Source organism: Xanthomonas sp. WHRI 7945, from assembly GCF_035026585.1.
Genome location: NZ_JAYIQP010000001.1, coordinates 19,382 through 41,535, shown reverse-complemented (window position 1 = coordinate 41,535; position 22,154 = coordinate 19,382). Strand labels below are relative to the sequence as shown.

Here is a 22,154-nt window from a genome sequence, read left to right as displayed (position 1 = left end):
CTCACTGAGGTTCGGCGTCCCATGAAGAAACTCCTGTCGCTTGCGTTGCTGTCTGCCCTGTCGCTCGACGCGATGGCCCAAACGGCGGATGCGGATGATGCATTTTCAGAGCAGGGGCCGCCGCGATGGGGGCTGGGGGTCGCCGCCGTGGTCAGCGACAGCCCCTACGCCGGCGAGGGCACCCGGGTGACGCCGTTCCCGCTGGTGAGCTTCCAGGGTGAGCGATTCTCCTTCAGGGGGCTGACCGCCGGCTACAAGCTGATCGGCGGCGATGCCTTCGAGCTGTCGGCGATCGCCAAATTCCGTTTCGACGGTTTCGACATCGACGACCTGGGCAAGAAGGAACTCGCCGCGAACGGCCTGGACTATCGGTTGCTCGAGGATCGCGACGACGGGCTGGATCTCGGGCTGGCGGCGACGTGGAGCGGTGCGGCAGGCGAGATCGAGGCGGAGATCCTGGCCGACGCGATCGACGCCAGCGGCGGCCAGGAGGTCTCGCTCCAGTACGGCTATCCGCTGCAGCTGGGCAAGGGCCGGCTGACCCCGAACGTGGGCGTCACCTGGCTGTCCAAGGACATGGCCAACTACTACTACGGCACGCTCGACGAAGAGGTCGCGCGCGGCGTGGTGGACTACAAGCCGGGCGCGGCGACCATTGCGCACGTGGGCGCGTCCTACATGCGGCCGATCGGCGAGAAGTGGTCGGTGCTGGCGTTCGTCAAGTACAGCGTGCTGCCCGACGAGCTCAGCGACAGCCCGCTCATCGAGCCGGACACCGACGGTACCGCGTCGATGTTCATCGGTTTCTCGCGCGGCTTCTGACCGTTCGGCGGCCACGGCGCTGGCCGTGGCCGCCGCTTCGATCGCACCGCTACGACAGTCGGGCGCGCGTCGCCCGGCCGGCGCCCGAATCGCGCGTTCCGCGCAGCAGCGAGAGACCACGCATGCATCCGCGTTCGACCTTCCACACCCGGCGATCGGCCGTGGCGTCCCTGGCCGTTGCGCTGCTGCTGGCAGGATGCTCCCTGGCGCCGGCCTATCAGCGGCCGCCGGCGCCCGTCCCGGAGCAATGGTCGGATGGCACCGCCGCGCACGAGACGAATGAGTCCACGCCTCCCGCTGTCAACCTGGATTGGCAGGAATTCGTGGTCGATCCGACGCTGCGCGAATTCGTCGCGTTGGCATTGGCCAACAACCGGGACCTGCGGCAGACGCTGTTGAACGTGGAGGCCGCGCGCGCCGAGTACCGGATTCAACGCGCCGATCGCCTGCCCACGCTGCAGCTCGACGCCAGCGGCGTGCGCCAGCGCGCGCTGGGGACGCCGGAGGTGGAGCGCAGTTACGAGGTCGGCCTGGGACTGGCGGCGTTCGAGCTGGACCTGTTCGGCCGCGTGCGCAACCTCTCCGCCGCGGCGCTGCAGGACTATCTGGCCACCGAGCGGGACGCGCACAGCGCGCGCGTCAGCCTGGTCGCCGAGGTGGTCCAGGCCTACCTCGTGCGCGACGGCGCGCAGCACCGCTACCGGATCGGCACCGACATCCTCGCCGCGCGCGAGGCCTCGCTGCAGTTGACGGCGCAGCTGCGTGACCTGGGCTTCGCCAACGAACTCGACCATCAGGAGGCCATCGGCCTGGTGGAACAGGTCAAGGTGGATTTGGAGTGGATCGACCGCGAGTTCCGCCAGGCGACCAACGCATTGACGCTGTTGCTCGGCGTCGCCGATGCGGGCCAGCGCCTGCCCACGCTGCCCGCCGACGGCACGGCGCTGGTGCAGAAGATCGCGCCGGGAACGCCGTCGGCGCTGCTGATGCGGCGCCCGGACATCCGCGCCGCGGAGCATCGGCTGAAGGCGCGCAACGCGAGCATCGGTGCGGCGCGGGCGGCGTTCTTCCCGCGCATCGCGCTCACCGGCACGTCCGGACGCGGCAGCATCGAACTGTCGGATCTGTTCGGGTCGTCGGGCCAGCGCCTGTGGTCGTTTACGCCCCAGCTCACCCTGCCGATCTTCGATGCAGGCCGCAATCGCGGCGATCTCGACCTGGCGCACGTGCGCAAAGACGTTGCCGTCGCCGCCTACGAACACGCCATCCAGGTCGCCTTCCAGGAAGTGTCCGACGCGCTGGCGGCCACCGACACGCTGGCGCGCGAGGAAACCGCGCAACGGGCGGCGGCGCAGGCGACCGCGGAAGCGTTGCGCTTGTCCGAGGCGCGCTACCGCAGCGGGGTCGACGACCACCTGCGCTTGCTGGACGCGCAGCGCAGCGACTTCGCCAGCCAGATGGCGCTGGTGGACGTGCAGACCCAGCGACAGATCGCGCTGTCCACGCTGTTCCGTGCGCTGGGCGGCGGCTGGCGCGGCGATCTGTCCGCGCCGGCGTCGTTGCCGGCGCCTTGAACGGATGCCAGTGCCAGCCGCACGCCGGCGCGTGCGCCGCCAGCCAGGAACGAGAGCAAGGACCATCCGCGCGATCCATCACCTCCCCCAGGAATCACGATGCACGCCCATCCCCCAAAGCAGAAAGACTGGAGCAAGCGCGAAGGCTTCCTCGCGCTGCGGGATCTTCCCGAACTGCCGTCGCTCAAGAAGAACCTCGCCGCGCGCCGCCACAACGCCTGGCTATGGCGGGTGACGGTGTGCTTCGTGCTGATCTCGCTCGTACTGATCGTGCGCGCGATGGTGCTGCATCCGTGAATTCGCGACATGAGCAAGCAAGGCATCGCGGCTGTCCTTGCGTCATGACTGCAGCACGTGGCGATGCCCCTAGCGCGTGAGTCGCCGCTGCCGCGCGCGACATTCCGATGACATCCCCGCTCCACCATCCGACGCATCCGACGCCATGGCGATGCCGCACGCGCGCGTCCAGCAACGAGACCTCCAATGCCGTTCAGCACGCTCGCCCTCTGCGCGATGGGCCTCTATGCCGTGGCCGCCATCGCCTACGTCTACAAATGGCGCGCCCGCCTGCGCTACGCCGGTTTCGGCCAGTACCTGCGCAAGAGCTGGCCGCTGTTCGCGCCATTCAACTGCCTGCTGTACATGGCCACGCGCCGGTTCGCGCGCCGTCCGGTGATCGACGCCGGCTACCTCGCGGGCATCTCGGTGCTGCGCACGCACTGGCCGCAGATCCGCGCCGAGGCGCTGGCCCTGCACGCCAGCGGCGAGCTGGACGCCACCAGCCAGCCCGGCTCGGCGGGCTACCACGACCTGGGTTTCCGCACGTTCTACAAGCGCGGCTGGAAGAAGTTCTACCTGACCTGGTACGGCGCGCCGCACCGCTCCGCACAGCGGCTGTGCCCGCAGACGCTGCGGCTGCTGGCGCAGGTGCCGGGCATCCGCGGCGCGATGTTCTCCGTGCTGCCGCCCGGCGCGGAGCTGAGCCTGCACGCGGACCCGCTGGCGTGCTCGTTGCGCTATCACCTGGGGCTGGCCACGCCCAATGACGCCGGCTGCTTCATCAACGTGGACGGCCACGCGCTGTCCTGGCGCGATGGCCAGGATTTCGTCTTCGACGAAACCTACCCGCACTTCGCCCGCAACGACACGAACGCGCTGCGGCTGATCCTGATGTGCGACGTCGAGCGGCCGATGCACGTCGCCGGCCGCGCATTCAACCGCGTATACGCGCTGCTGGCGCGCGCGCTGGCGGTGCCCAACACGGCGGAGGACCGGCGCGGCCTGCTCACCGGCGTGTTCGCGACGCTGGCGCCCTGGCGCATGCGTGGGCTGGCGCTGAAGGCGCGCCACCGCAGCCTGTACCTGGTGATGAAGTACGCGCTGAACCTGACCCTGGTCCTGCTGGCATTCCTGCCGGTGTACGCCGCGCTGCAGTGGGTCGAGCGCGCCGGCAGCGTTACGCTCGACTAGGCGCTGCAGCGCACCGGTCATGCCGGCGTCTGCCACGCAGGCGCGCATGCTCTGGCCGGGTGCGGAGCGATGGCGTGCACGTGCGCAGGCGCAGTGCAGGAAAACTAGGCGGACGGATCCTTGAAGTCGAACACCTGCCCAGGCTCGGCCGCAACGAATCGGTCGGCTGCAACGCCTGCCAGTTGCAATGCCTCGGTCAGCTTTTCGCGCGGCTCCTCGCGGCCTTCGTCGGTGAGCTGGAAGGTGCCCCAGTGGATGCCCAGCGCCTGTCGGGCGCCGGTGTCCAGGAAGATCCGCACCGCTTCCGCTGGGTCGACGTGTTGCGGCGCCATGAACCAGCGCGGCGCGTAGGCGCCGATGGGGATCAGGGCCACGTCGGGTGCGCCGACCCTGTCGCGGATCTCGCGGAAGATCGCGCCATCGCCGTAGCCGGTGTCGCCGGCGAACCAGACGGAGCCCCGTGCGGTCTCGACGAAGAAGCCGGCCCACAGCGCCATCCTGCGGTCTCTCACGCCGCGGCTCGACCAGTGGTTGGCGCGGGTGAGCGTCACCGTCGCGGTGTCGCCGAGCGGCACCCGGTCGTGCCAGTCGCCGGTCTGGATCCGCGCAGCGGGCGCGTGCTTGCGCAACAGGAGGTCGTTGCCCAGCGGCATCACGAACAGGGGGCGATGCGCCTGGTGCAGCTTGCCCAAGGTGGCGAGGTCGAAATGGTCGTAGTGGTTGTGGCTCAGCAGCACCGCATCGATCGGCGGCAGGTCCGCGAACGCCACGCCTGGCGCCGTGACCCGCTTCGGACCGGCGATTTGCGAGGGACTGGCGCGCTGCGACCACACCGGATCGGTGAGCAGGTTGAGGCCGGCGACCTGGATCAGCACGGTGGCGTGGCCGACCATGGTGATGCGCAGCCGATCGTGCCGCTCGGCGGGAACGGCCGGGCGCACCGGCACGCGGTCGGGCCAGCGGACCGTGCCCATGGCCGCCTTCCAGCGCAGCACGCGTGCCAACGAGTTGTCGACGGTGGGCTGGCCCGGGTTGAAGAAACGCACGCCATCGAAGTGGTCGCTGGCGGGGCCGTCGTAGTAGGGGTTCTTCATCGGACGTGCGATCCGGGCGATGGCGGGCGACGGCGCAGGGTGCGCCGCGGCGATGGGAACGGCGAGCTGCGGTGACGGCTCATCCGGTGACGCCCCTGGGCGCGATGCCTTGCAGCAGCAGGCGCCCGTGCTGGTCGGCCAGCGCGGCGAGGTTCGGGGCGTGCGCGCTGTCGCGGCCGAAGACCTGGTGGAACAGCATCGCCATCAGCATCGGGCCCATGATCGACAGCACGTAGAGCTTCGGGTCGCCGGCCGGGGCGGTGCCGCGCGCCTGGGCCTTCTCGATGAGGCCGGCAACGGTGGACATCACCCGGTCGATGGCTTCGGCGTGCCAGATGCGGGCCAGTTCCGGAAACGCGCGGCTCTCGCCGATGACCATGCGCAGGATCGCCGGCAGGCGCTGGTCGCCCATGCCGTCGGCGGCGCGCGCCAACAACAGGCTGCTCAGTTCGGCAAGTCCGCCGTCGAAGGTGGCGGCGGCTTGCTCGAGCGGCGCAAGGCTGGTCAGCAGCCCGTGCCGCACCACCGCGGCGAACAGGTCCTGCTTGTTGTCGAAGTAAAGGTACAGCGTGCCCTTGGCGATGCCCGCGCGCTTGGCCACGTCCGCCAGCTTGGTCTCGGCGAAGCCGTGCTCGACGAAGGCATCGAGCGCGGCGCTGAGGATCTCTGCGGGGCGGTCTTCCTTGCGGCGTTTCCATTTCGGCGGCGCGTCGGTCATGCGGTCGATGTGCTCAGTGCGGGGCGTATCCGTGCGCCACACGATACCCGTCCAGCGCCGCGAGCGAGGCGTTGGGCGCGGCGCAGGCGACGTAGCCATCGGGCCGCAGCAGATAGGCCGCATCCTGCGCGAAGCCGGCGTGCTGGTGCTCGGGTTGCCATGCGAACACGCGCAGGGCGATATCGTGCGCGTCGCACCAGGCCTGCAGTTCGGGCCGCGCGCTGCCGTAGACGTGCAGCTGCCAGCCGATCTGCGGCAGCGGCGCGTAGTTGTCGGTGTCGTGCGTCTGCACCCACGGCAGGCGATCGCCGCCGGCGACGTCGCCGGCCTTGCCGGCGCTCAACGGGCTGTCGCGATAGTGCAGCATGGTCTGCGAGACGGTGCGGAACATCAGCTCGCTGAGGTTGCGGCTGCGGTAGGCCAGGCTGGCCAGGGCCGGGGCGACGTAGGTCCTGATGAAGCTGGCGACGCCGCCTGCGGCGGTGACCAGGGTGAAGGCGCGGTCGGTGGTGTTGACCAGGGTGCGGGCGAAGGCCTGGCGCTCTGCCGCGTAGCTGTCGAGCACGGCATCGGACGTGCGGCCCTTGAGCACGTCGGCGAGCTTCCAGGAAAGGTTGATGGCATCGAGGATGCCGGTATTCATGCCCTGGCCGCCGACCGGGCTGTGGACATGCGCCGCATCGCCGAGCAGGAACGCGCGGCCATGGCGGAACGTCTCGGCGACGCGGTGGTGCACGCGATAGGTGGAGAACCAGTTGACCCGGTCGATGCTGACGCCGAGGTTGCGGATGGCGTCGTCGCTGACGTCGGCGAAACTCAGCTGCTCGGCGCGTTCGGCACGCGCGTCGCGCACGGTGCCGATGAGCCGGTAGTTCCCCGTCGCGCTGTAGGCCAGCACCAGGATGAAATCGCCGTCGCCCAAGGCGATGTGCGCCTCGTCGGTCGACTGCAGGCCGCTCAGTTCGACATCGGCGACGTAGAACACCTGCCGGTAGGTGCCGCCTTCGAAATCGACGCCGAGCCGATGGCGCACGGTCGAGCGCGCGCCGTCGCAGGCCGCCAGATAGCGCACCTCGGCGGCCTGCTCGCTGCCGTCGGGCAGGCGCAGGCGCGCGGCGACGCGATCGCCGTGGTCGTCGAAGGCGACGAGTTCGGTGTCGCGCTCGACCGCCACGCCCAGCGCCGCGAGCTGCGCGAGCAACAGGCGCTCGTGCTGGTCCTGCGGGTACACCAGCACGAACGGGTAGGGCGACAGGCCCGTGGCCGAATCGCGCAGCGCGATCCGCGCGCGGCGCTTGCCGCGGGCCCAGATGTTCATGGCCGGGGTGCGGTGGCCGGCGGCGACGACGGCCTCGGCGATCCCCACCTGCCGGTAGAGCTCCAGGGTGCGCGCCTGCACCGCCATGGCGCGCGAGGTCTCGCCCGGGCCGGCGCTCTTGTCGATGAGGCGCACCGCGATCCCCTGCCGGGTCAGCCACAACGCCAGCGTGAGCCCGGTGGGGCCCGCGCCCACGATCAGCACCTCGCTCATGCCGTACCTCGTTTATATGACCCGTGGGTCATTTAAATCAGTTCGCGGTCTTGCCGTCAAGCGGCGGGTGCGCACGTTCCCCGGTTTCGGCGGTTCCCTGAGCTGTTCAGCAAGAAACCGGGATGGCGCTCTCAGGTTTGCGCCGTGGGCGCCGTTACCTCTCCAGACAACGCCCCAATCCCTCGTGCATAGCGGAATTGGATGCCGCCGGCCGTCCATCAGCGACAGTCCGGACACTCTTGCCTGGAGTTGCGCTCATGAAGTGGTTCCACGATCTGCCTATCGCCCGCAAGCTGGCGGTGGGGTTCACCCTGACGACGCTGATGACGATCATGCTCGGCACCTTCGCCCTGGTCCGCCTGGGCGGCGCGCATACCGAACTGGCGGCGATGGCCGGCAACGAGATTCCGTCGGTGCAGCACCTGGGCGAAGTGCGCGCGCAGCTCGGCGAGTTCCGCACCTTCGAGCTGTCGCAGCTGACCATGCTGGCCAAGCCCGACAAGGTCGCCGACTACAACAAGCGCATGGACGCCACCACCAAGCTGGTGCGCGAAGAGCTGACCGCCTATGCGGCGCTGCCCGCCGACGACAAGGAGCAGGGGCTGTACCGCAATGTCGAGGCCGACGTGAACGGGTACTTCGGCGCCAATGCCGAGATGCGCGCGGCCATCGCCGCCGGCGATGGCGTGCTGGCGCAGCAGATCTCCGACGACAAGTCGCGGCCGGCGCGGCGCAAGCTGTTCGAGTCGCTCAAGGAACTGGGCGCCTACAGCGCCGAGCAGATGCAGGCGAAGATCGTCAAGGCCGACGCCACGCATCGCGCCAGCGTGATCGCCATCGTCGCCTGCATGCTGCTGCTGTCGCTGATCGCCGCCGCGCTGGCGGTGGTGATCTCGCGCGCGGTCACCGGCCCGTTGGGCAAGGCGGTGCATGCGATCCAGTCGGTGGCGCGCGGCGACCTGTCGGTGAACATCCAGGCCACCAGCGCCGACGAGGCAGGCAAGATGCTGGCCGCGACCCGCGACATGACGGTGATGCTGCGCCGGTTCTCCGGCGAGACCCAGCAGATGGTCGAGATGCACGCCGGCCCGGACATCGGCCACCGCATCCCGGAAGATTTCCCGGGCGTGTACGGCCAACTCGCGGTCGGCATCAACACGGTGATCTTCGAACACCTGGACGCGATCAAGGACGCCATCGCCGTGCTCAACCGGTACGCCGCCGGCGACCTGTCGCAGGATGCGCGGCGCCTGCCCGGCAGCCGCGCGATCCTGCACGAATCGATGGATGCGGCCAAGGCCAGCCTGCTGGCGATCAACACCCAGATCCAGTCGCTGGCGCAGGCCGCGGCGGTCGGCGACTTCAGCCAGCGCGGCGACGCGCTGCGCTTCGATCACGATTTCCGGGTGATGATCGAACACCTCAACACCATGATGCAGGTCGCCGACGGCAACCTGGGCCAGGTCTCGCAGCTGCTGCGGGCGATCGCCAACGGCGACCTGACCGCGCGCATGCACGGCGACTTCCACGGCGTGTTCGCCGGCATGCGCGACGATGCCAACAGCACCGTCGCGCAGCTGACCCAGATCGTCGGACGCATCCAGCAGGCCTCTTCCAGCATCAGCACGGCCGCCGGCGAGATCGCCTCGGGCAACGACGATCTGTCGCGGCGCACCGAGCAGCAGGCCGCCAACCTGGAAGAAACCGCCGCGTCGATGGAGGAGCTCACCTCCACCGTGAAGCAGAACGCCGAACACGCCCGCCAGGCCAACCAACTGGCGATCGGCGCGGCCTCGGTCGCCTCGCAGGGCGGCGAGGTGGTCGGCCGCGTGGTCACCACCATGCACGAGATCGACGCCTCCTCGCGCCGCATCGCCGACATCATCACGGTGATCGACGGCATCGCCTTCCAGACCAACATCCTTGCGTTGAACGCGGCGGTGGAAGCGGCGCGTGCCGGCGAGCAGGGCCGCGGCTTCGCCGTGGTCGCCTCGGAAGTGCGCACCCTGGCGCAGCGCTCGGCCAGCGCCGCCAAGGAGATCAAGGGCCTGATCGACGAGTCGGTCGGCAAGGTCGCGGTGGGCTCGCAACTGGTCAACCAGGCCGGCGACACCATGGGCGAGATCGTCGCCTCGGTGCAGCGCGTGACCGACATCATGGCCGAGATCGCCGCGGCCTCGCAGGAGCAGTCCGCCGGCATCGAACAGGTCAACCAGACCGTCACCCAGATGGACGAGGCCACCCAGCAGAACGCTGCGCTGGTGGAAGAAGCCACCGCGGCGGCGCGCTCGATGGAAGAGCAGACCGGCCACCTCAACGATGCGGTGGCGCTGTTCAAGCTGGACGCGCACGCCGCGGCGCTGGCGCCGGCGGCCGCGCCGCGCGTGGCTGCGGCGGCGCTTCCGGTGCGTGCACCAGCCAAGGCCAAGGCCGCCGCCCCGGCACGCCGCGCACCGGCCCGCGAGCCGATCCGCGAAGCGGTCGCGGCCAACGCCGGCGACTGGCAGGAGTTCTGAAGTCCCGCCAGCATCGACGCCTACGACGAGGCCCCGCTCCGGTGGGGCCTCGTCGTTTGTGCTCGGCGGGATGCTGTTGCGCGTGCCTGCTCAAGACGCTGGCCGAAGGCGTCGTTCCGCCGCTGGAACAGGGACTGCTGCCGGCACGGATCTGCGCAGTTTCCTGCTGCCCCTCGTCGCGACTGAAGTCGCTCCCACAGGGGGCTCGACGAGGCGCGGGTCAGCCGCGTCGCGCGGCCTCGATCGCGGCGATGTCGATCCTGGTCATGCTCATCATCGCCTCGAACGCGCGTTTGGCCACCGCCGGATCCGGGTCGGCGATCGCATCGGTCAGGGCGCGCGGGGTGATCTGCCACGACAGGCCCCATTTGTCCTTGCACCAGCCACAGGCGCTTTCCTGGCCGCCGTTGCCGACGATCGCGTTCCACAGGCGGTCGGTCTCGGCCTGGTCGTCGGTGGCCACCTGGAACGAGAACGCCTCGCTGTGCTTGAACGCCGGGCCGCCGTTGAGGCCCAGGCAGGGAATGCCCAGCACGCTGAACTGGACCGTCAGCACGTCGCCCTGCTTGCCGGAGGGGTAGTCGCCGGGGGCGTGATGCACGGCGTGCACCGCGCTGTCGGGGAACGTCTGCGCATAGAACGTGGCGGCCTCCAGCGCGGTGCCGTCGAACCAGAGGCAAATCGTGTTCTTGCTGATCATCTGGACTCTCCTGGGTAGAAAGAGACAGCGGTGCGCAAGGTGCCAGAACTGAGCAGGTGCATGGCGCGTGTGCAGCAATGGCATGTGCAGTTCGACGCAACGCAATCCGGTGCGCTCGTGTTGCACGGCGGATTCTACGTCGCTGCTGGCGCTGCGGGTCGAGCCGGAACGCGTGCGCGCGTCGCGGTCGGCGCACGCGGCTGGGCCTGGCGAGCGCCGATGCGGAGCCGGGCTAGCGGGCTCTTCACCTGCGATGTGGTGTCGTTGGACATCGCACAACCACGGAGCTTTGCATGGACACCACGCTGATGCCATGGGTCGCCGGACTGTTCATTTTGTTCGTCGGCGCGGCCTTCTACCTGATCACCCGGGCCAAGAACAATCGCAACCGCCCGGCCAAGGACGCGGCCGCGACCAAGGCCGGCGACGATGCCTCGTTGAGGAAGTAACCTGCGCGACGCGGCGGCGAATCGGCCATGCCGTGGGCGCCGGGCTGTGCGACGTGCGTGTTGCGATCGGACCCGAGCGCGCAGCGCTCACGATGCGTTGCGGGCGCCGCGCCGGATCGTCGCTCGCAGCGACGCGCCTGTGTCGCCTGCCTGCTGCGCCGTCCGTGGCTCGGCGTCGGTCACGAGAAAATATCCGCCACATAGCGGCCGTGTTCGCGCTCGATCCGGTCGGCCCAGGCGTTGGCCTCCTCGGCGCTGACGTCCATGCTCTCGCGATAGATCCGCACGAAGGTATCGCGTACCGCCGGTGCCATGCGTTCGCCGTCGCCGCAGACGAAGACGGTGGCGCCTTGCCGGAACAACGCGGACACCTGCGCGCGGTCCTGCCACAGGCGGTGCTGGACATAGGCCACGCCGTCCTGCGGCGCTTGCGAGAAGGCCGGGCGCACATCGACCACGCCCATGTCGCGCCAGCGCTGCAATTCCTCCCTGTATAGATAGTCGACGTCGGGATGGTCGATGCCGAAGAACAGCAACGCCTCGCCGACGTCGCGGCCGCCCGCTTTCTGGATCGCGCGCTCCTGCAGGAAGCCATGGAACGGCGCGATGCCGCTGCCGGCGCAGACCAGGATGACCGGTGTGGCCGGATCCTCCGGCGGGTGGAAGCTGGCCTGCGACGGCCGCACCGCGACCGAGACCGGCGCGCCTTCGCCCAGGCCGGCCAGGTAGCTGGAAGCCACGCCGCGACGGCGCCCGATCCCGGACAGTGCCGGCGCGTCGAGCACGGCCACGGTCAGCGAACACTGCGCAGGGTCGCGCAGCGGCGAGGAAGAAATGGAATATTGGCGCGCGCGCAACGCGGGCAGCGCGTCGAGGAAGGCGCCCAGCGACAGCTCGCAGGCCGGGAAGCGTTCCAGCAGATCGAGCAGGCTGGTCTTCTTGGCGAGGACCTCGTCGGCGTAGGCCGGCTCGGCGGCCAGTGCCTGCAGCGCGTCGCGATCGGGCGGGCAGCGCGTGGTGGCGGCCAGTTGCGCCACCTGCGCGCGGGTCGCCGGTTGCGCCAGTTCCACGTAGTCGGTGAGCACCTCGGCCAGCGCCACCGGATAGCCGCTGGGCAGGGCGGATGCGGCGCCGGGCCGCTTGCCGATGAGCACCTGGGTATCGCTGGCCAGGCCGAAGCGCCGCAGCACGCGCTCGACCTGCGCGGCGGGGTTGCGCGGCAGCACCGCGAGATAGTCGCCGGTGCGGTAGCGCATGCCCTCGGGCAGGGCGATCTCGATGTGGCGCTTGGAGCGCGCGAACGGCGCGGCCATGTCGACCAGTTCGCGGTTCTCGACGATGCGGCCCTGGTCGAGCTCGGTGAGCCGCAACGCGCCCAGGCGCGCGGAGGGAACGATGTCCACCTGCAGCGCGTGCGCGGTCTGCGCCGTGGTCGCCTTCCCCAGCGCCTGGCCGAGGTCGGGCCACAATCCGGCGTACCAGGCGTCGAAACCGCCGAAGAAATCGCCGCCGGCATCGGTTTCGCCGCGGGGCTTGAAGCGCGCGGCGCCGGCCGCTTCGAATGCGGCATCGACCCGCTTCGGAATCGCCTGGTAGGTGCGCGCCCACTGCCGGTTGCCGCACCCGAACACGGTGTAGCGCACGCCGGCCAGTTCGCCGGCGGGCAGCGTCTCGATCCAGTCCACGAAGCGGCGCGCGTTGTCCGGCGGCTGGCCTTCGTAGGAGGAGGCGACCACCACCACTGCGCCATCGCTGGGCAGGCGCGCGGCGTAGTCGTCCAGGGCCGCCACGATCGGCGCATAGCCCTGCGCCACCGCATCGCCGCCGATGCGCTGCGCGAACGCTTCGCACGAGCCGGAATTGCCGCCGTACAGCACCAGCAGCGGGGTGCCCGGCGAAGTGCCGTCGGCTGCCGGCGTCGCCGCCGGCGCCAGGGGTTTCTGCGGCGCGGACGGCACCGCGCTGCGGCGGCGCAGGGCGACGGCGTCGCGCCGGCGCGCGCGGATGCGGAAACCGTCCGGCTTCAAGGTCAGCGTTTCCGCCACCTCGAGCTGATAGTTCGGATCGACCTGGTCCAGGTCGAAACGCTGCAGGATCATGCTCAGCACCAGCTGCGCTTCCTGCATCGCGAAGCCGCGCCCGATGCAGGCGCGCGCGCCGTTGCCGAACGGTTTCCAGGCATTGGGCGGGAGCCGCTCGGCCGCCTCGGGCGCGAAGCGCTCCGGCCGGAACGCTTCCGGGTCCTCCCATACGGCCGGGTCGCGGTGCAGGCCGGGAATCAGCACGAGCAGGGTGTCCTGCGGCGCAATCGCATAGCGGCCGGCCAGTGTGGTCGCTTCGCGCGCCGCGACCGCGAACGCCGGCGCGGTGGGCCACAGCCGCAGGGTTTCCTGCAGGATCTGCTCGATGTAGCGCAGCTTGGCCAGGTCCTCGACCTGCGGCGGCTGCGTGCCCAGTGCGGTGTCCACCGCCTGGCGCGCGCGCGCCAGCGCCGCCGGATGGCGCAGCAGCAGATACAGCGCGAACGACAGCAGGCCGCTGGTCGTCTCGTGGCCGGCGATCAGGAAGGTCACCAGCTGATAGCGGATGTTCTCGTCCGACAGCGCTTCGCCGCTCGCCTGGTCGCGTCCGTACAGCATCAGGTTGAGCAGGTCGTCGCGCGAGGCCGCGTCCGGGTCGGCCCTGCGCTCGGCGATCAAGGTATCGGCGACGCTGCGGATCATCGCCAGGTCGGCTTCGTAACGGCGCCGGCCGGGCGCCAGCAGGCGATTGGCGAGGTCGGGGCGGCGCGCGCGCGCTCCGGCCTCGGCCAACGCGCCCACCATCGCCGCGACGAAGGGGTGCATCTCGTTCTGGTAGAAGCTGTTGAAGCGGTAGTCGAAGGCGCACAGCGCGATCGTGTCCAGGGTCAGCCGGGTCATGTTGTCGGCCACGTCGATCGCCGCGTCCGGGCCGAACCGCTCCCAGCGCTGCAGCATCTGTTCGGCGATGTCCTCCATGCGCCCGAACATCGCGCGCACGCCGATCGGGCCGAACGCCGGCATCAGCAGCCGGTGCGCCTTGGCCCAGTTGGGTTCGTCGTTGTAGGCGGTGAACAGGCCGTCGCCGCCGAGGTCGCGCAGCGCTTCGAGCGGGCGGTGCAACTTCTTCTCGAAGCGGGTCTCGTCGCAGACCTCGTCCACCAGGTGCTGCCCGCTCAGCACGGTCAGCGACAGCGGACCGCTGTTCAGGCGGAAGATCGGGCCGTGCACCTTGGCCAGGCGCATCAGGCTCTGCACGGGGGCATCGCCATCGAGGTGGTGGAAATTGCCGAGCAGCGGCAGCGAACGCGGTTGCGGGATTGCGTCGGTCATGGGGTGCCTTCCTGTGGGGAGCGCAGCGTGGCGAGCGGCGGGGCGCCGGCATCGCTGTGCGGGGGATGCAGCAGGATGGCGAGGACGGTCTCGACCAGCCGCGTCCGCGCCGTGGCGGCGCCGATTTCCGGGGCCAGCCGCGCCAGCAGCTGCGGGAACTCCGGCGGCTGGCTCAGCATGCTGTTCAACAGCACGAAGAACAGCGCCGGATGCGTCGCCTTCACGATGCCGGCCTCGATTCCTGCAAGCACCAGTGCATGCCCGGCCGCGTAGGCAGGGCGCAGCAACTGCTCGGTGACCACGGCGGCCCGCTCGGGGCTTTCGGAGACCACGCGCGCGACGAAATCGCGCACTGCCGGGTTGGTCTCGTAGAAGGCGGCCATGATCAGGATCGCGTCGGTCAGCCGCTGCAGCAGCGCGCGCCCGTCGTGTTCGGTCAGTTGCGCCATCGCTGCAAGCCGGGGCCGCAGGGCATGCGAGAGCTGCTCCACGCAGGCGCTCCACAGCTGCGCCTTGCTGCCGAAATGCACGCGCACCAGGCTCGGGCTCACTCCTGCGGCCGCGGCGATGGTGCGGATGTCGGCGCGGTCGAAGCCATGCCGGGCAAAGATGCCGGTCGCCGCCGACAGCAGCGCCTGGCGGCCGTCGGCCCGGTCTCTGGTCGGGCGGCCGCGGGGGCGTGGGGGTGGCTTGGCGCTCATGTCCGGGTGTGCGTCCGCATAAATGTTCAGATGTACATTTAATGCCGGCCGCGGTGTTCTTCAAGGTGGCCGTTCAGCGGGTAGTTCGTTTGCTGCTACGACCGCAGGCAGGGGCAGCGCTGCCCCTGCCTGCCAATCGCCATGGTGCTGGTGCCGGCGCGCGGCGAAGACGGGCGATCGGCGCCGTGTCGCTGCTTGCGCCGCCTTCTTCGCTCAAGCCGCAGGCGCTTCACTTCGGGGTGCCCAATCCGCCGATGTTGACCATCACCCGCAGGCCGATCACCAGCGCGTTGTCCGGCGCGCGGCGTGCGGCGGTGTTGCCGAGGATGTCGGGATTGACGATGTACTGCACGTTCGGGACCAGGGACAGCGGCAACTGTGCGACGCGATAGCTGTAGTTGAGTTCGAGGATCGTCTCGTTGCGCGAGATCCCCGGCGCGGCGCCGCGCTTGCGCAGCAGGTCGTTCATGTAGCCCTGCTGGTCGGCGCTGAAGCGGTAGTAGTTGGCGATGGCGCCGAATCCGTCGTTCGGGCGCGAGTCGAACGGGCCGGCGTAGTACAGGCCGGCGGTGAGCTGCAGGTCGTACACCTGGCGCGCATCCAGCGGCGCGGCGATGTTGCCGAACGCGACCAGCATGCGTTTGCTGGCCATGCCTTGCGGCCGGTAGAGCGCGCGTTCGCCCATCAGGTAGGCGCCCCAGCGCCCGCCGTCGTACATGCGCGCCGGTCCGCCGGACAGGCCGCGCAATCCGCCGGCCTGGTTGTAGCGCAGGTCGGCGTAGTCGGCCGAGTTGTACCAGAGGCCGGCCACGTAGCGCGGCGCGCCCTGGCCGCGCGCCGGATCGGGTTCGTAGCCGACCTCCAGCGTGCCGAGCACGCCGTTGCTGTCGGCGGTGCTCCAGTCCAAGCCGTTGGTGTTCTTGCGTTGCGGATTGAGTTCGAACGCGCCGACCGAGACGTAGCGCGCATCGGGCTTGTAGCGCAGCTTCGCGCCCCAGTTGACGTAGGGAAAACCGACGAAGCCGCCATCGGCCTGGCTCAGCTGGAACGGGCAATCCGAGGCGCCGACGAAGCGGCAACCGTAGCGGCTGCGCGCGAACTGCCAGGTGGTGTTCATGCGCCCGGCGACCAGCTGCCAGCGGCCATCGGCGAACGCCTGCTCCCAGGTCAGCTGCGCCAGTTGCGCCTGTTGTTGCGGATACCAGTAGCCCTGCACCTTGACCGCGTTGCCGATCTGGCGCTGCGACAGGCTGTCGCCGTAGTACCAGGCGCCGGTCGCGTGCACGGTGGCGCCGGGGATGCCGAACAGGCGTTCCAGATCCAGGTCGGCACCGGCGACCACGCCGCCGGCGTTGCGATCGCCGCGCGCCAGTCCGCCGCTGGCGTTGCGCGCATAGTCGTTGGCCCAGACGAAGCGTGGCGCAATGCCGTGTTCGTCCAGCCAACTGTCGGTATCGGCGGCAACGGCGGTGGCGGACAGCGTGGCCGAGGCCGCCAGCGCGAGGAACGGGACGAAAGAACGCGATCGGGACATGGGACGCTCCACGGGACGAGGCGATGCACGCGGCGGACGCGCGCGGCAGGGACGCGGCGTCGCGGCAGTGCGCGAAGGGAAGACAGCGTCCGGTCGCGGAGCCGTAGGACAGCGTCGCGTCCGTCACTAAGCGGACACGGCATTGCGCAGGCTCGTGGGAGGACCGGCAAAGTCGCGGCGACAGGTGCATTGCGCGGCGCCGATGCGCGCCATCGCCGCCGCGGACGGGCCGCGCGGCGGCGCGGCCCGTCGGACCGGATCGGACTGCCTGGGTCAGGCCACCTTGCCGAGGCCGGCGGCGGCCATCGCGTCGGCGATTTCCTTGTCGGCGCCTTCGGCCAGCGGCAGCAGCGGCGAACGCACCGTGGCGTGGTCGAGCAGGCCGCGCGCGGCCAGCGCCCACTTCAGCGCGACCGAGCCTTCCATGTGCGAACCGCGGTGATAGACGCTCTTGGTCACCGGCAGCAGGCGGTCGTGCAGGGCGCGCGCCTTGGCGTAGTCCTTGGCCTTGCCGGCGGCGATCATCTCGATCAGCGGCTCCGGCGCGATGCAGCCGTAGCCCACCAGCGCGCCGTCCACGTCGAACATGGTGTGCAGCAGGTATTCGTCGTGGCAGGTCAGCACCGGCACGTGCGGCCGCTCCTTGCGGAACACCGGGATCTCGGTGTCCCAACGCTTCATGTTGCGCACGCCGTTCTTCATCGCGATCACGCCCGGCAGCGCGGCGATCTCCAGCAGCGTGTCCAAGTTGTAGGTGGCCTTGGTCACGTCCGGGTACTGGAACAGGATCATCGGCAGGCCGCTGGCCTCGTGGATGGCCTTGTAGCGATCCTGCGGCGCGCCCTTCTGGTAGCCGAAGCGCAGCCAGCCGTGCGAGGGATAGATCAGACCGGCCGAGGCGCCGGCGGCGACCGCGCGCTTGGCTTCGTCGGCGGCGACGCGGGTGCCTTCCAGGGTGATGCCGGCGATGATCGGGATGCGGGCGTCGACCGCATCGCGGAACGCCTCGATCACCTTGGCCTGCTCGTCGCGCTCCAGGAACGTGCCTTCGCCGGCGTGGCCGAGCACGGTCAGGCCCTTGACGCCCTCGATGCCGCCCAGCCACTTGCCGATGCGCTTGATCGCGGGATAGTCGACGGCGCCGTCGCGGGTGAACGGGGTGACGGGCGCGGGAACCAGGCCTTTCAGGTCGATGTTGCTCATGCTGTTTTCCTCTTGTTTCGGATCAACGGGGGATGGAGTCGAACGCAGCGTCCGACGTGGGGGTGGTGCGTGGAGGCGCAGGAAGCGGCCTCTGGAGGGAGGCGTGCGGTGTGGGCGGCTGCGGCAGCCGATGCGCTCAGGGCGAGAGTTCTTCCAGCGATCGGCCCTTGGTTTCCAGTGCGCACAGCAGCGTCACCGCCGCGCCGGCCAGCAGCACGACGGCGAAGGCGACGAACACGTAGCGCAGGCCGATGCCGGCGATGACCGCGCCGACCACCAGCGGTCCGCTGGCCGACCCCAGGCGCAGCCAGGCGCTGCCCAGGCCGGTGCCGATGGCGCGGATGCGGGTGGGGTAGAGCTCGGCCGAATACAGGTACAGCGAGAAGGTGATGGTCTGCACCGCGGCGTAGGCCAGCGCTGCGAACACCAGCACCTGCAGCGCCGAGGTGCCGCCCAGCATCGCCAGCGCCAGCAGCGGAATGCTGCCGGCGGCGAAGGCGATGACGTACCAGCGCTTGCGTCCGACCTTGTCGATCGACAGGGCGCACACCACCGCGGCGGCGACGCCGGCCAGCGAGGTGAGGAAGCCATAGGCGATGCTCTGCTGCAGCGGCAAACCGAAATGCTGGCGATACAGCGTCGGCAGCCAGGTGATGATGCCGTTGGCCACCAGATAGGAGCAGAACCACAGGCACCAGATCACCAGCGTGCGCTTGAGGTAGACGCTGCCGAACAGTTCGCGCCAGTCCGAACGTTGCGCCTTGGGCAGCGCGTTGCGGTCGAACACCGGCGCCGGCAGCGGGCCATGGCGGCGCTCGGCGCTGCGCTCCAGTTCGGACACGATCGCATCGGCCTTGTCGTAGCGGCCCTTGGAGGCCAGCCAGCGCGGCGACTCGAACATGAAGAAGCGCAGCGGGATCATCACCACCGCCGGGATCAACCCGACCATGAACATCGCCTTCCAGCCGTAGGCCGGCACCAGGAAATAGCCGATGCCGCCGGCGGCGACCAGGCCCAGCAGGAACATCACTTCGTACAGCAGGAAGAAGCGGCCGCGTTTCTTGGAGCCGATCAGTTCGTTGATGTAGGCGCTGGCCACCGGCACTTCGCCGCCGGTGCCGATGCCCTGGATGAAGCGGAACGCCATCATCGCCGCGGCGCTGCCGGCGAACAGGCAGGCCACGTCCATCGACACGAACAGCAGGATGGTGAACAGCAGCACGTGCAGGCGGCCGACGCGCTCGGCCAGCCAGCCGAAGAACACCGCGCCGAGCAGTTGGCCGAGGTAGCCGGCCGACAGGATCATGCCGATCTGCGCCGGCGTCAGCTGCCACTCCTTGGCCAGCACCGGCATCGCGTAGGCGATGGCGATCACCGTGTAGCCGTCGAAGAAGGTGGCGGCGCCGACGATGTTGCGTGCCCACCACACCTGGCGGGTGACGGGAAGGCGTTCGAGCCGGGCGCCGATCTGCGCCTGCGCCTCGGCGGGCGGCAGCGAACGTACGGCAGTGGCGGTGGCGGCGGTGGTGGGCATGAGCATCGTTGCTGCCTCTCACAGGACAAGAAGAACCCGGCGCGGGCGCCGGAGCGTCCACGAAGCGGTCGGATTGCAGGGGAACCGGGCGGGGCGCCCGGGCGGTCAGGTGCTGGGTGCGGTCACGGCGATACTCCCGCTGGCCTGGATCGCGAAGGCGATGTCCTTGGCCGCGAGCAGGGTGGGTTGCAGGGCGGTGCGCAGCAGTTCGTCATGGCTGGTGCGCACCGACGGCGCGGCGACGCTGATCGCGCCGAGCGGATAGTCGTCGGCATCCAGCACCGGCACCGCCAGCACGCGCAGTCCCTCGGTCAGCATCGAGTCGAGGATCACGTGGCGGTCGCGGCGGATGCGTTCGAAGGTGCCGAGCATGGCGGCGATCTCCGGCGCGTGCGGCGCATGCACGTTCACCCCCGTCACCCGGGTCACTTCCTCTGGCGACAGGTGCGCGAGCATGGCCAGGCCGATCGCGGTGCGGGTGCTGGGCACGGTGGTGCCGATGCGGATATCCACGCCCAGCCGGGTGATGCCGGCGCGGACCCGCTCGATGTAGAGCACGTCCGGGCCCTGCAGCACGGCGAAGCTGGCCGCTTCGTTGACGTCGCTGACCAGTGCGCGCAGCAACGGGCGCACCACGCTGCGCAGGTCGCGGCGGGCGATGGCGTGGAAGCCGAGGTCGAGCACCTTCAGCGTCAGCCGGAAGCGGCGGCTTTCGGGAATGCGGCTCACGTAGCCGAGTTCGACCAGCGTGTTGAGCATGCGGAACGTGGTTCCCGGGTCGAGCTTGGCCAGCGCCGCGATCTGGCTCAGCGACAGTTCCTCGTGCTCGGAGGAGAACGCCTCGAGCACTCGGAAGCCCTTGGCCAGCGATTGCACGGTGCTGCGCAGCTTCTTGTCCGCCGCGGCCTCGTCGCCGTCTTCGGCGGCGGGATCCAGCGTACCTGGGGAGATCGTCTTGGTCATCTGCACATTCCTGGTGGCCGTCGTACGTCGCCAGCTTGCCGAACCGGCCGGATGGTGTCGCTTGACAAGCGCGTTTCGGATTGCGAAAATTATTTCGAAAGTACATGCCAAGGTTCGCCAAGCGCTCTCGCCGCGTCAAGTTGCGGCGCAGCATCGGTGGCGAGCCGGTCGTGCGCGTCGCGATCGGCGACATGGTCCGCGCCTGGTTCCAGGTGGCCGAGCGTGCGCCGCAGGATCGAATTCCCAATCTTCATCCCGGCTGCATTGCCCTGCGCGTGGCGCAAGACGTAGCGCCCTGTCGAAGTAGCTGGAGCCGTGTCTTGGATTCGCCGCGGCGGCGGCACCATGTGAGATCGGTGCGATTCCAATGCTTCGAGCGGCGTGCGCGCTGTGCCGGATCGCCATGTAGACGAACGGCTCCGCGATCGGCAGCGCAAGCGTTGCTGGCAGACAACCCCGCGCGGCGCCGATAGCGTGGCGTATGGCCCGAACCAACCGACAGGCGCCGCAACCACCTGCGCAGAAATGGTGGCAGACGTTGTCGTTCAAGCGCGCCGCCGCCGAGGTGTCGGCGGTGCTGGTGCTGGTCGGCGGCACCTACGGGTTCGTGCAGTACGTGGAGGTTAAGCCGCTGGAGCGGCGCCTGGCCGAAGCGCAGGCCGCCGCTTGCAAGCCGGCGCCGGCGCCGGCGTGGATGCCGTTCGGCCTGTTGCCGGGCGACAGCCGCGTTCTCTGGGACGGGGCGCTGACCGTGACCAACCTGACGCGCCGCGAAGACGGTGCGACCGTGCGACTGCGGGCGGCGCCGCGTGATGGTGCGCCGGTCGAGCGGGCAGGGCTGTCGCCAGGCGACAGCTTCGACGTGCCGGTCTCCGGACAAGGCACCTATCGGGTCTACTTGAAGAGGAATGCAGCCGATTTCATCGAAGGGGCCGTGCTGCATCGGCCATGACGGCTGCGATGGGCGAAGGCGGCGCGTGCCTGCAACGCCTGCGCGGCGATCTCGTTCTCGTCAACGGATGCTGGACCTCGCGCAGCGGCGTCCCGGCACTACTGCGGCTGGTCACCGCGCCTGCGCGGTCTCGACCACGGCGCCGTTCTCGTACACGGTCAGCTGGCGTGCGCCCGTGTCCGCCGCCGGCGCGAACACGAAGCGCAGGTCGCGTTCCATGGCAAAGAAGCGGGTCGGCGATTCGGCGTGCAGGGTCACCACCAGTGCGCCGGCGCTGAGCTTCAGATGGTCGCCTTCCACGGCGACGCGGATGTCGCCGATGCGCTCGCCGCGATAGTCGCCGGCGTAGCCGGCCAGGACCTCGGGTGCCAGGCGCAGCTGCGTGGTAGGCGGCACGTACGCCGCCGCGGCGTGCGCGTAGCTGTAGATGCGGCGCATGCGCCAATGGCCGTCCACCGACTGCCAGAGATTGGTGAACTCGGCCTGCCCGTCCAGGCGCTCGGGCTCGCCGTTGCGCTGCACGTGGAAGCGATGCGTGCCCGCCAGCAGCGCGAAGCCGCCGGCCAGCGGATGGAACTGCACGTCGCCGGCGGCCGCGTCGCGACGCAGGTGCATCGCCGGGTCGGCGCAGGGGCCATCGCGCAAGGATCGCAGCACCGCCGCCTTCGATGCGGTCAGGCCGGTCTTGTCGTGGTAGAACTCCACGTCGTCGGTGAGCAGTTCGCCCATCGTGCGCATGTCGCAGGCGTTGTAGGCCTGCCAGTAGCGCGCATCGGCGGCGCGCACCGCCGCTTCGTCGTCGGCCGCCGCGGCGGCGCTCAGGCCCAGCAGCGCGCACAGCGCAAGATGGCGAAGGGACATGGCGGACTCCTGCAGCAGGAGTGCGATTGCAACCCAACGCTGCGCGCCCGCCGCGTGCAACACGTCATGGGCACCGATGGACGTCGGCGTTCGGTGGTCATGGCGAAGGGCACCAAGCGCGGCAATGCAGCGAAGGCGGCGCTGCCGAGGCTGCTGATCAGCTGAAAGAGATGCCGTGC

The 22,154-nt window shown here is 69.7% G+C and carries 18 protein-coding genes; 7 read left to right on the top strand and 11 right to left on the bottom strand.

The window, feature by feature from the left end; all coding sequences use genetic code 11:
- Positions 1-21: 21 nt before the first annotated feature.
- The 4 genes from VDQ83_RS00125 (at position 22) to VDQ83_RS00110 (ending at position 3,866) form a co-directional block, all read left to right on the top strand.
- The gene (locus VDQ83_RS00125) at positions 22-822 is read left to right on the top strand and encodes a MipA/OmpV family protein (RefSeq protein ID WP_455433417.1); all 801 of its coding nucleotides are present in this window, start codon (positions 22-24) and stop codon (positions 820-822) included.
- Between the two features lie 122 nt (positions 823-944).
- On the top strand, positions 945-2,396 hold the full coding sequence (locus tag VDQ83_RS00120; RefSeq protein WP_455433416.1) for an efflux transporter outer membrane subunit: 1,452 nt from the start codon (positions 945-947) through the stop codon (positions 2,394-2,396).
- Positions 2,397-2,495: 99 nt separating this feature from the next.
- Positions 2,496-2,693: a hypothetical protein gene (locus VDQ83_RS00115; RefSeq protein ID WP_309913658.1), complete on the top strand. Its 198-nt coding sequence runs from the start codon at positions 2,496-2,498 to the stop codon at positions 2,691-2,693.
- Positions 2,694-2,879: 186 nt separating this feature from the next.
- Entirely contained in the window at positions 2,880-3,866 is a 987-nt protein-coding gene (locus VDQ83_RS00110) for an aspartyl/asparaginyl beta-hydroxylase domain-containing protein (protein ID WP_455433415.1), read from the top strand.
- Positions 3,867-3,970: 104 nt separating this feature from the next.
- On the opposite strand, the gene VDQ83_RS00105 is transcribed toward VDQ83_RS00110, so the two are convergent.
- From VDQ83_RS00105 to VDQ83_RS00095, 3 genes are all read right to left on the bottom strand, one after another.
- Positions 3,971-4,960: an MBL fold metallo-hydrolase gene (locus VDQ83_RS00105; RefSeq protein WP_455433414.1), complete on the bottom strand. Its 990-nt coding sequence runs from the start codon at positions 4,958-4,960 to the stop codon at positions 3,971-3,973.
- A gap of 79 nt (positions 4,961-5,039) precedes the next feature.
- Positions 5,040-5,678 (bottom strand): TetR/AcrR family transcriptional regulator, encoded by a 639-nt coding sequence (locus VDQ83_RS00100; protein ID WP_455433413.1) that lies wholly within the window; start codon positions 5,676-5,678, stop codon positions 5,040-5,042.
- 13 nt (positions 5,679-5,691) lie between these two features.
- Positions 5,692-7,209 (bottom strand): FAD-dependent oxidoreductase, encoded by a 1,518-nt coding sequence (locus VDQ83_RS00095; protein WP_455433412.1) that lies wholly within the window; start codon positions 7,207-7,209, stop codon positions 5,692-5,694.
- A gap of 257 nt (positions 7,210-7,466) precedes the next feature.
- Here VDQ83_RS00095 and VDQ83_RS00090 point away from each other — a divergent pair, with 257 nt between their 5' ends.
- Positions 7,467-9,725, top strand: coding sequence for a methyl-accepting chemotaxis protein (locus VDQ83_RS00090; RefSeq protein WP_455433411.1), 2,259 nt, complete (start codon positions 7,467-7,469; stop codon positions 9,723-9,725).
- A 220-nt stretch (positions 9,726-9,945) separates the two neighbouring features.
- Here VDQ83_RS00090 and VDQ83_RS00085 read toward each other — a convergent pair whose 3' ends face one another.
- Positions 9,946-10,425: a VOC family protein gene (locus VDQ83_RS00085; protein WP_455433410.1), complete on the bottom strand. Its 480-nt coding sequence runs from the start codon at positions 10,423-10,425 to the stop codon at positions 9,946-9,948.
- A gap of 293 nt (positions 10,426-10,718) precedes the next feature.
- On the opposite strand from VDQ83_RS00085, the gene VDQ83_RS00080 reads away from it, so the two are divergent.
- The gene (locus VDQ83_RS00080; RefSeq protein ID WP_263395867.1) at positions 10,719-10,874 is read left to right on the top strand and encodes a hypothetical protein; all 156 of its coding nucleotides are present in this window, start codon (positions 10,719-10,721) and stop codon (positions 10,872-10,874) included.
- A gap of 179 nt (positions 10,875-11,053) precedes the next feature.
- On the opposite strand, the gene VDQ83_RS00075 is transcribed toward VDQ83_RS00080, so the two are convergent.
- From VDQ83_RS00075 to VDQ83_RS00050, 6 genes are all read right to left on the bottom strand, one after another.
- Positions 11,054-14,227 carry a bifunctional cytochrome P450/NADPH--P450 reductase gene (locus VDQ83_RS00075; protein WP_455433409.1) on the bottom strand — a complete coding sequence of 1,058 codons (3,174 nt, stop codon included), beginning with the start codon at positions 14,225-14,227 and terminating at the stop codon, positions 11,054-11,056.
- Complete coding sequence (locus VDQ83_RS00070) at positions 14,224-14,928, bottom strand: TetR/AcrR family transcriptional regulator (protein WP_455433408.1); 705 nt, start codon at positions 14,926-14,928, stop codon at positions 14,224-14,226. The genes VDQ83_RS00075 and VDQ83_RS00070 overlap by 4 nt, the downstream gene beginning before the upstream one ends.
- 229 nt (positions 14,929-15,157) lie before the next feature.
- The gene (locus VDQ83_RS00065) at positions 15,158-16,462 is read right to left on the bottom strand and encodes a carbohydrate porin (RefSeq protein WP_455433407.1); all 1,305 of its coding nucleotides are present in this window, start codon (positions 16,460-16,462) and stop codon (positions 15,158-15,160) included.
- Between the two features lie 273 nt (positions 16,463-16,735).
- On the bottom strand, positions 16,736-17,665 hold the full coding sequence (locus tag VDQ83_RS00060) for a dihydrodipicolinate synthase family protein (RefSeq protein WP_263395863.1): 930 nt from the start codon (positions 17,663-17,665) through the stop codon (positions 16,736-16,738).
- 136 nt (positions 17,666-17,801) lie between these two features.
- Positions 17,802-19,199 (bottom strand): MFS transporter, encoded by a 1,398-nt coding sequence (locus VDQ83_RS00055; RefSeq protein ID WP_455433406.1) that lies wholly within the window; start codon positions 19,197-19,199, stop codon positions 17,802-17,804.
- A 105-nt stretch (positions 19,200-19,304) separates the two neighbouring features.
- The gene (locus VDQ83_RS00050) at positions 19,305-20,162 is read right to left on the bottom strand and encodes an IclR family transcriptional regulator (protein ID WP_455433405.1); all 858 of its coding nucleotides are present in this window, start codon (positions 20,160-20,162) and stop codon (positions 19,305-19,307) included.
- A gap of 538 nt (positions 20,163-20,700) precedes the next feature.
- On the opposite strand from VDQ83_RS00050, the gene VDQ83_RS00045 reads away from it, so the two are divergent.
- A complete protein-coding gene (locus VDQ83_RS00045; RefSeq protein ID WP_455433404.1) occupies positions 20,701-21,114 on the top strand; it encodes a hypothetical protein in 414 nt (137 codons plus the stop codon).
- A gap of 111 nt (positions 21,115-21,225) precedes the next feature.
- On the opposite strand, the gene VDQ83_RS00040 is transcribed toward VDQ83_RS00045, so the two are convergent.
- Positions 21,226-21,975, bottom strand: a complete 750-nt coding sequence (locus VDQ83_RS00040; protein WP_455433403.1) for a DUF4440 domain-containing protein — start codon at positions 21,973-21,975, stop codon at positions 21,226-21,228.
- Positions 21,976-22,154: the final 179 nt, after the last annotated feature.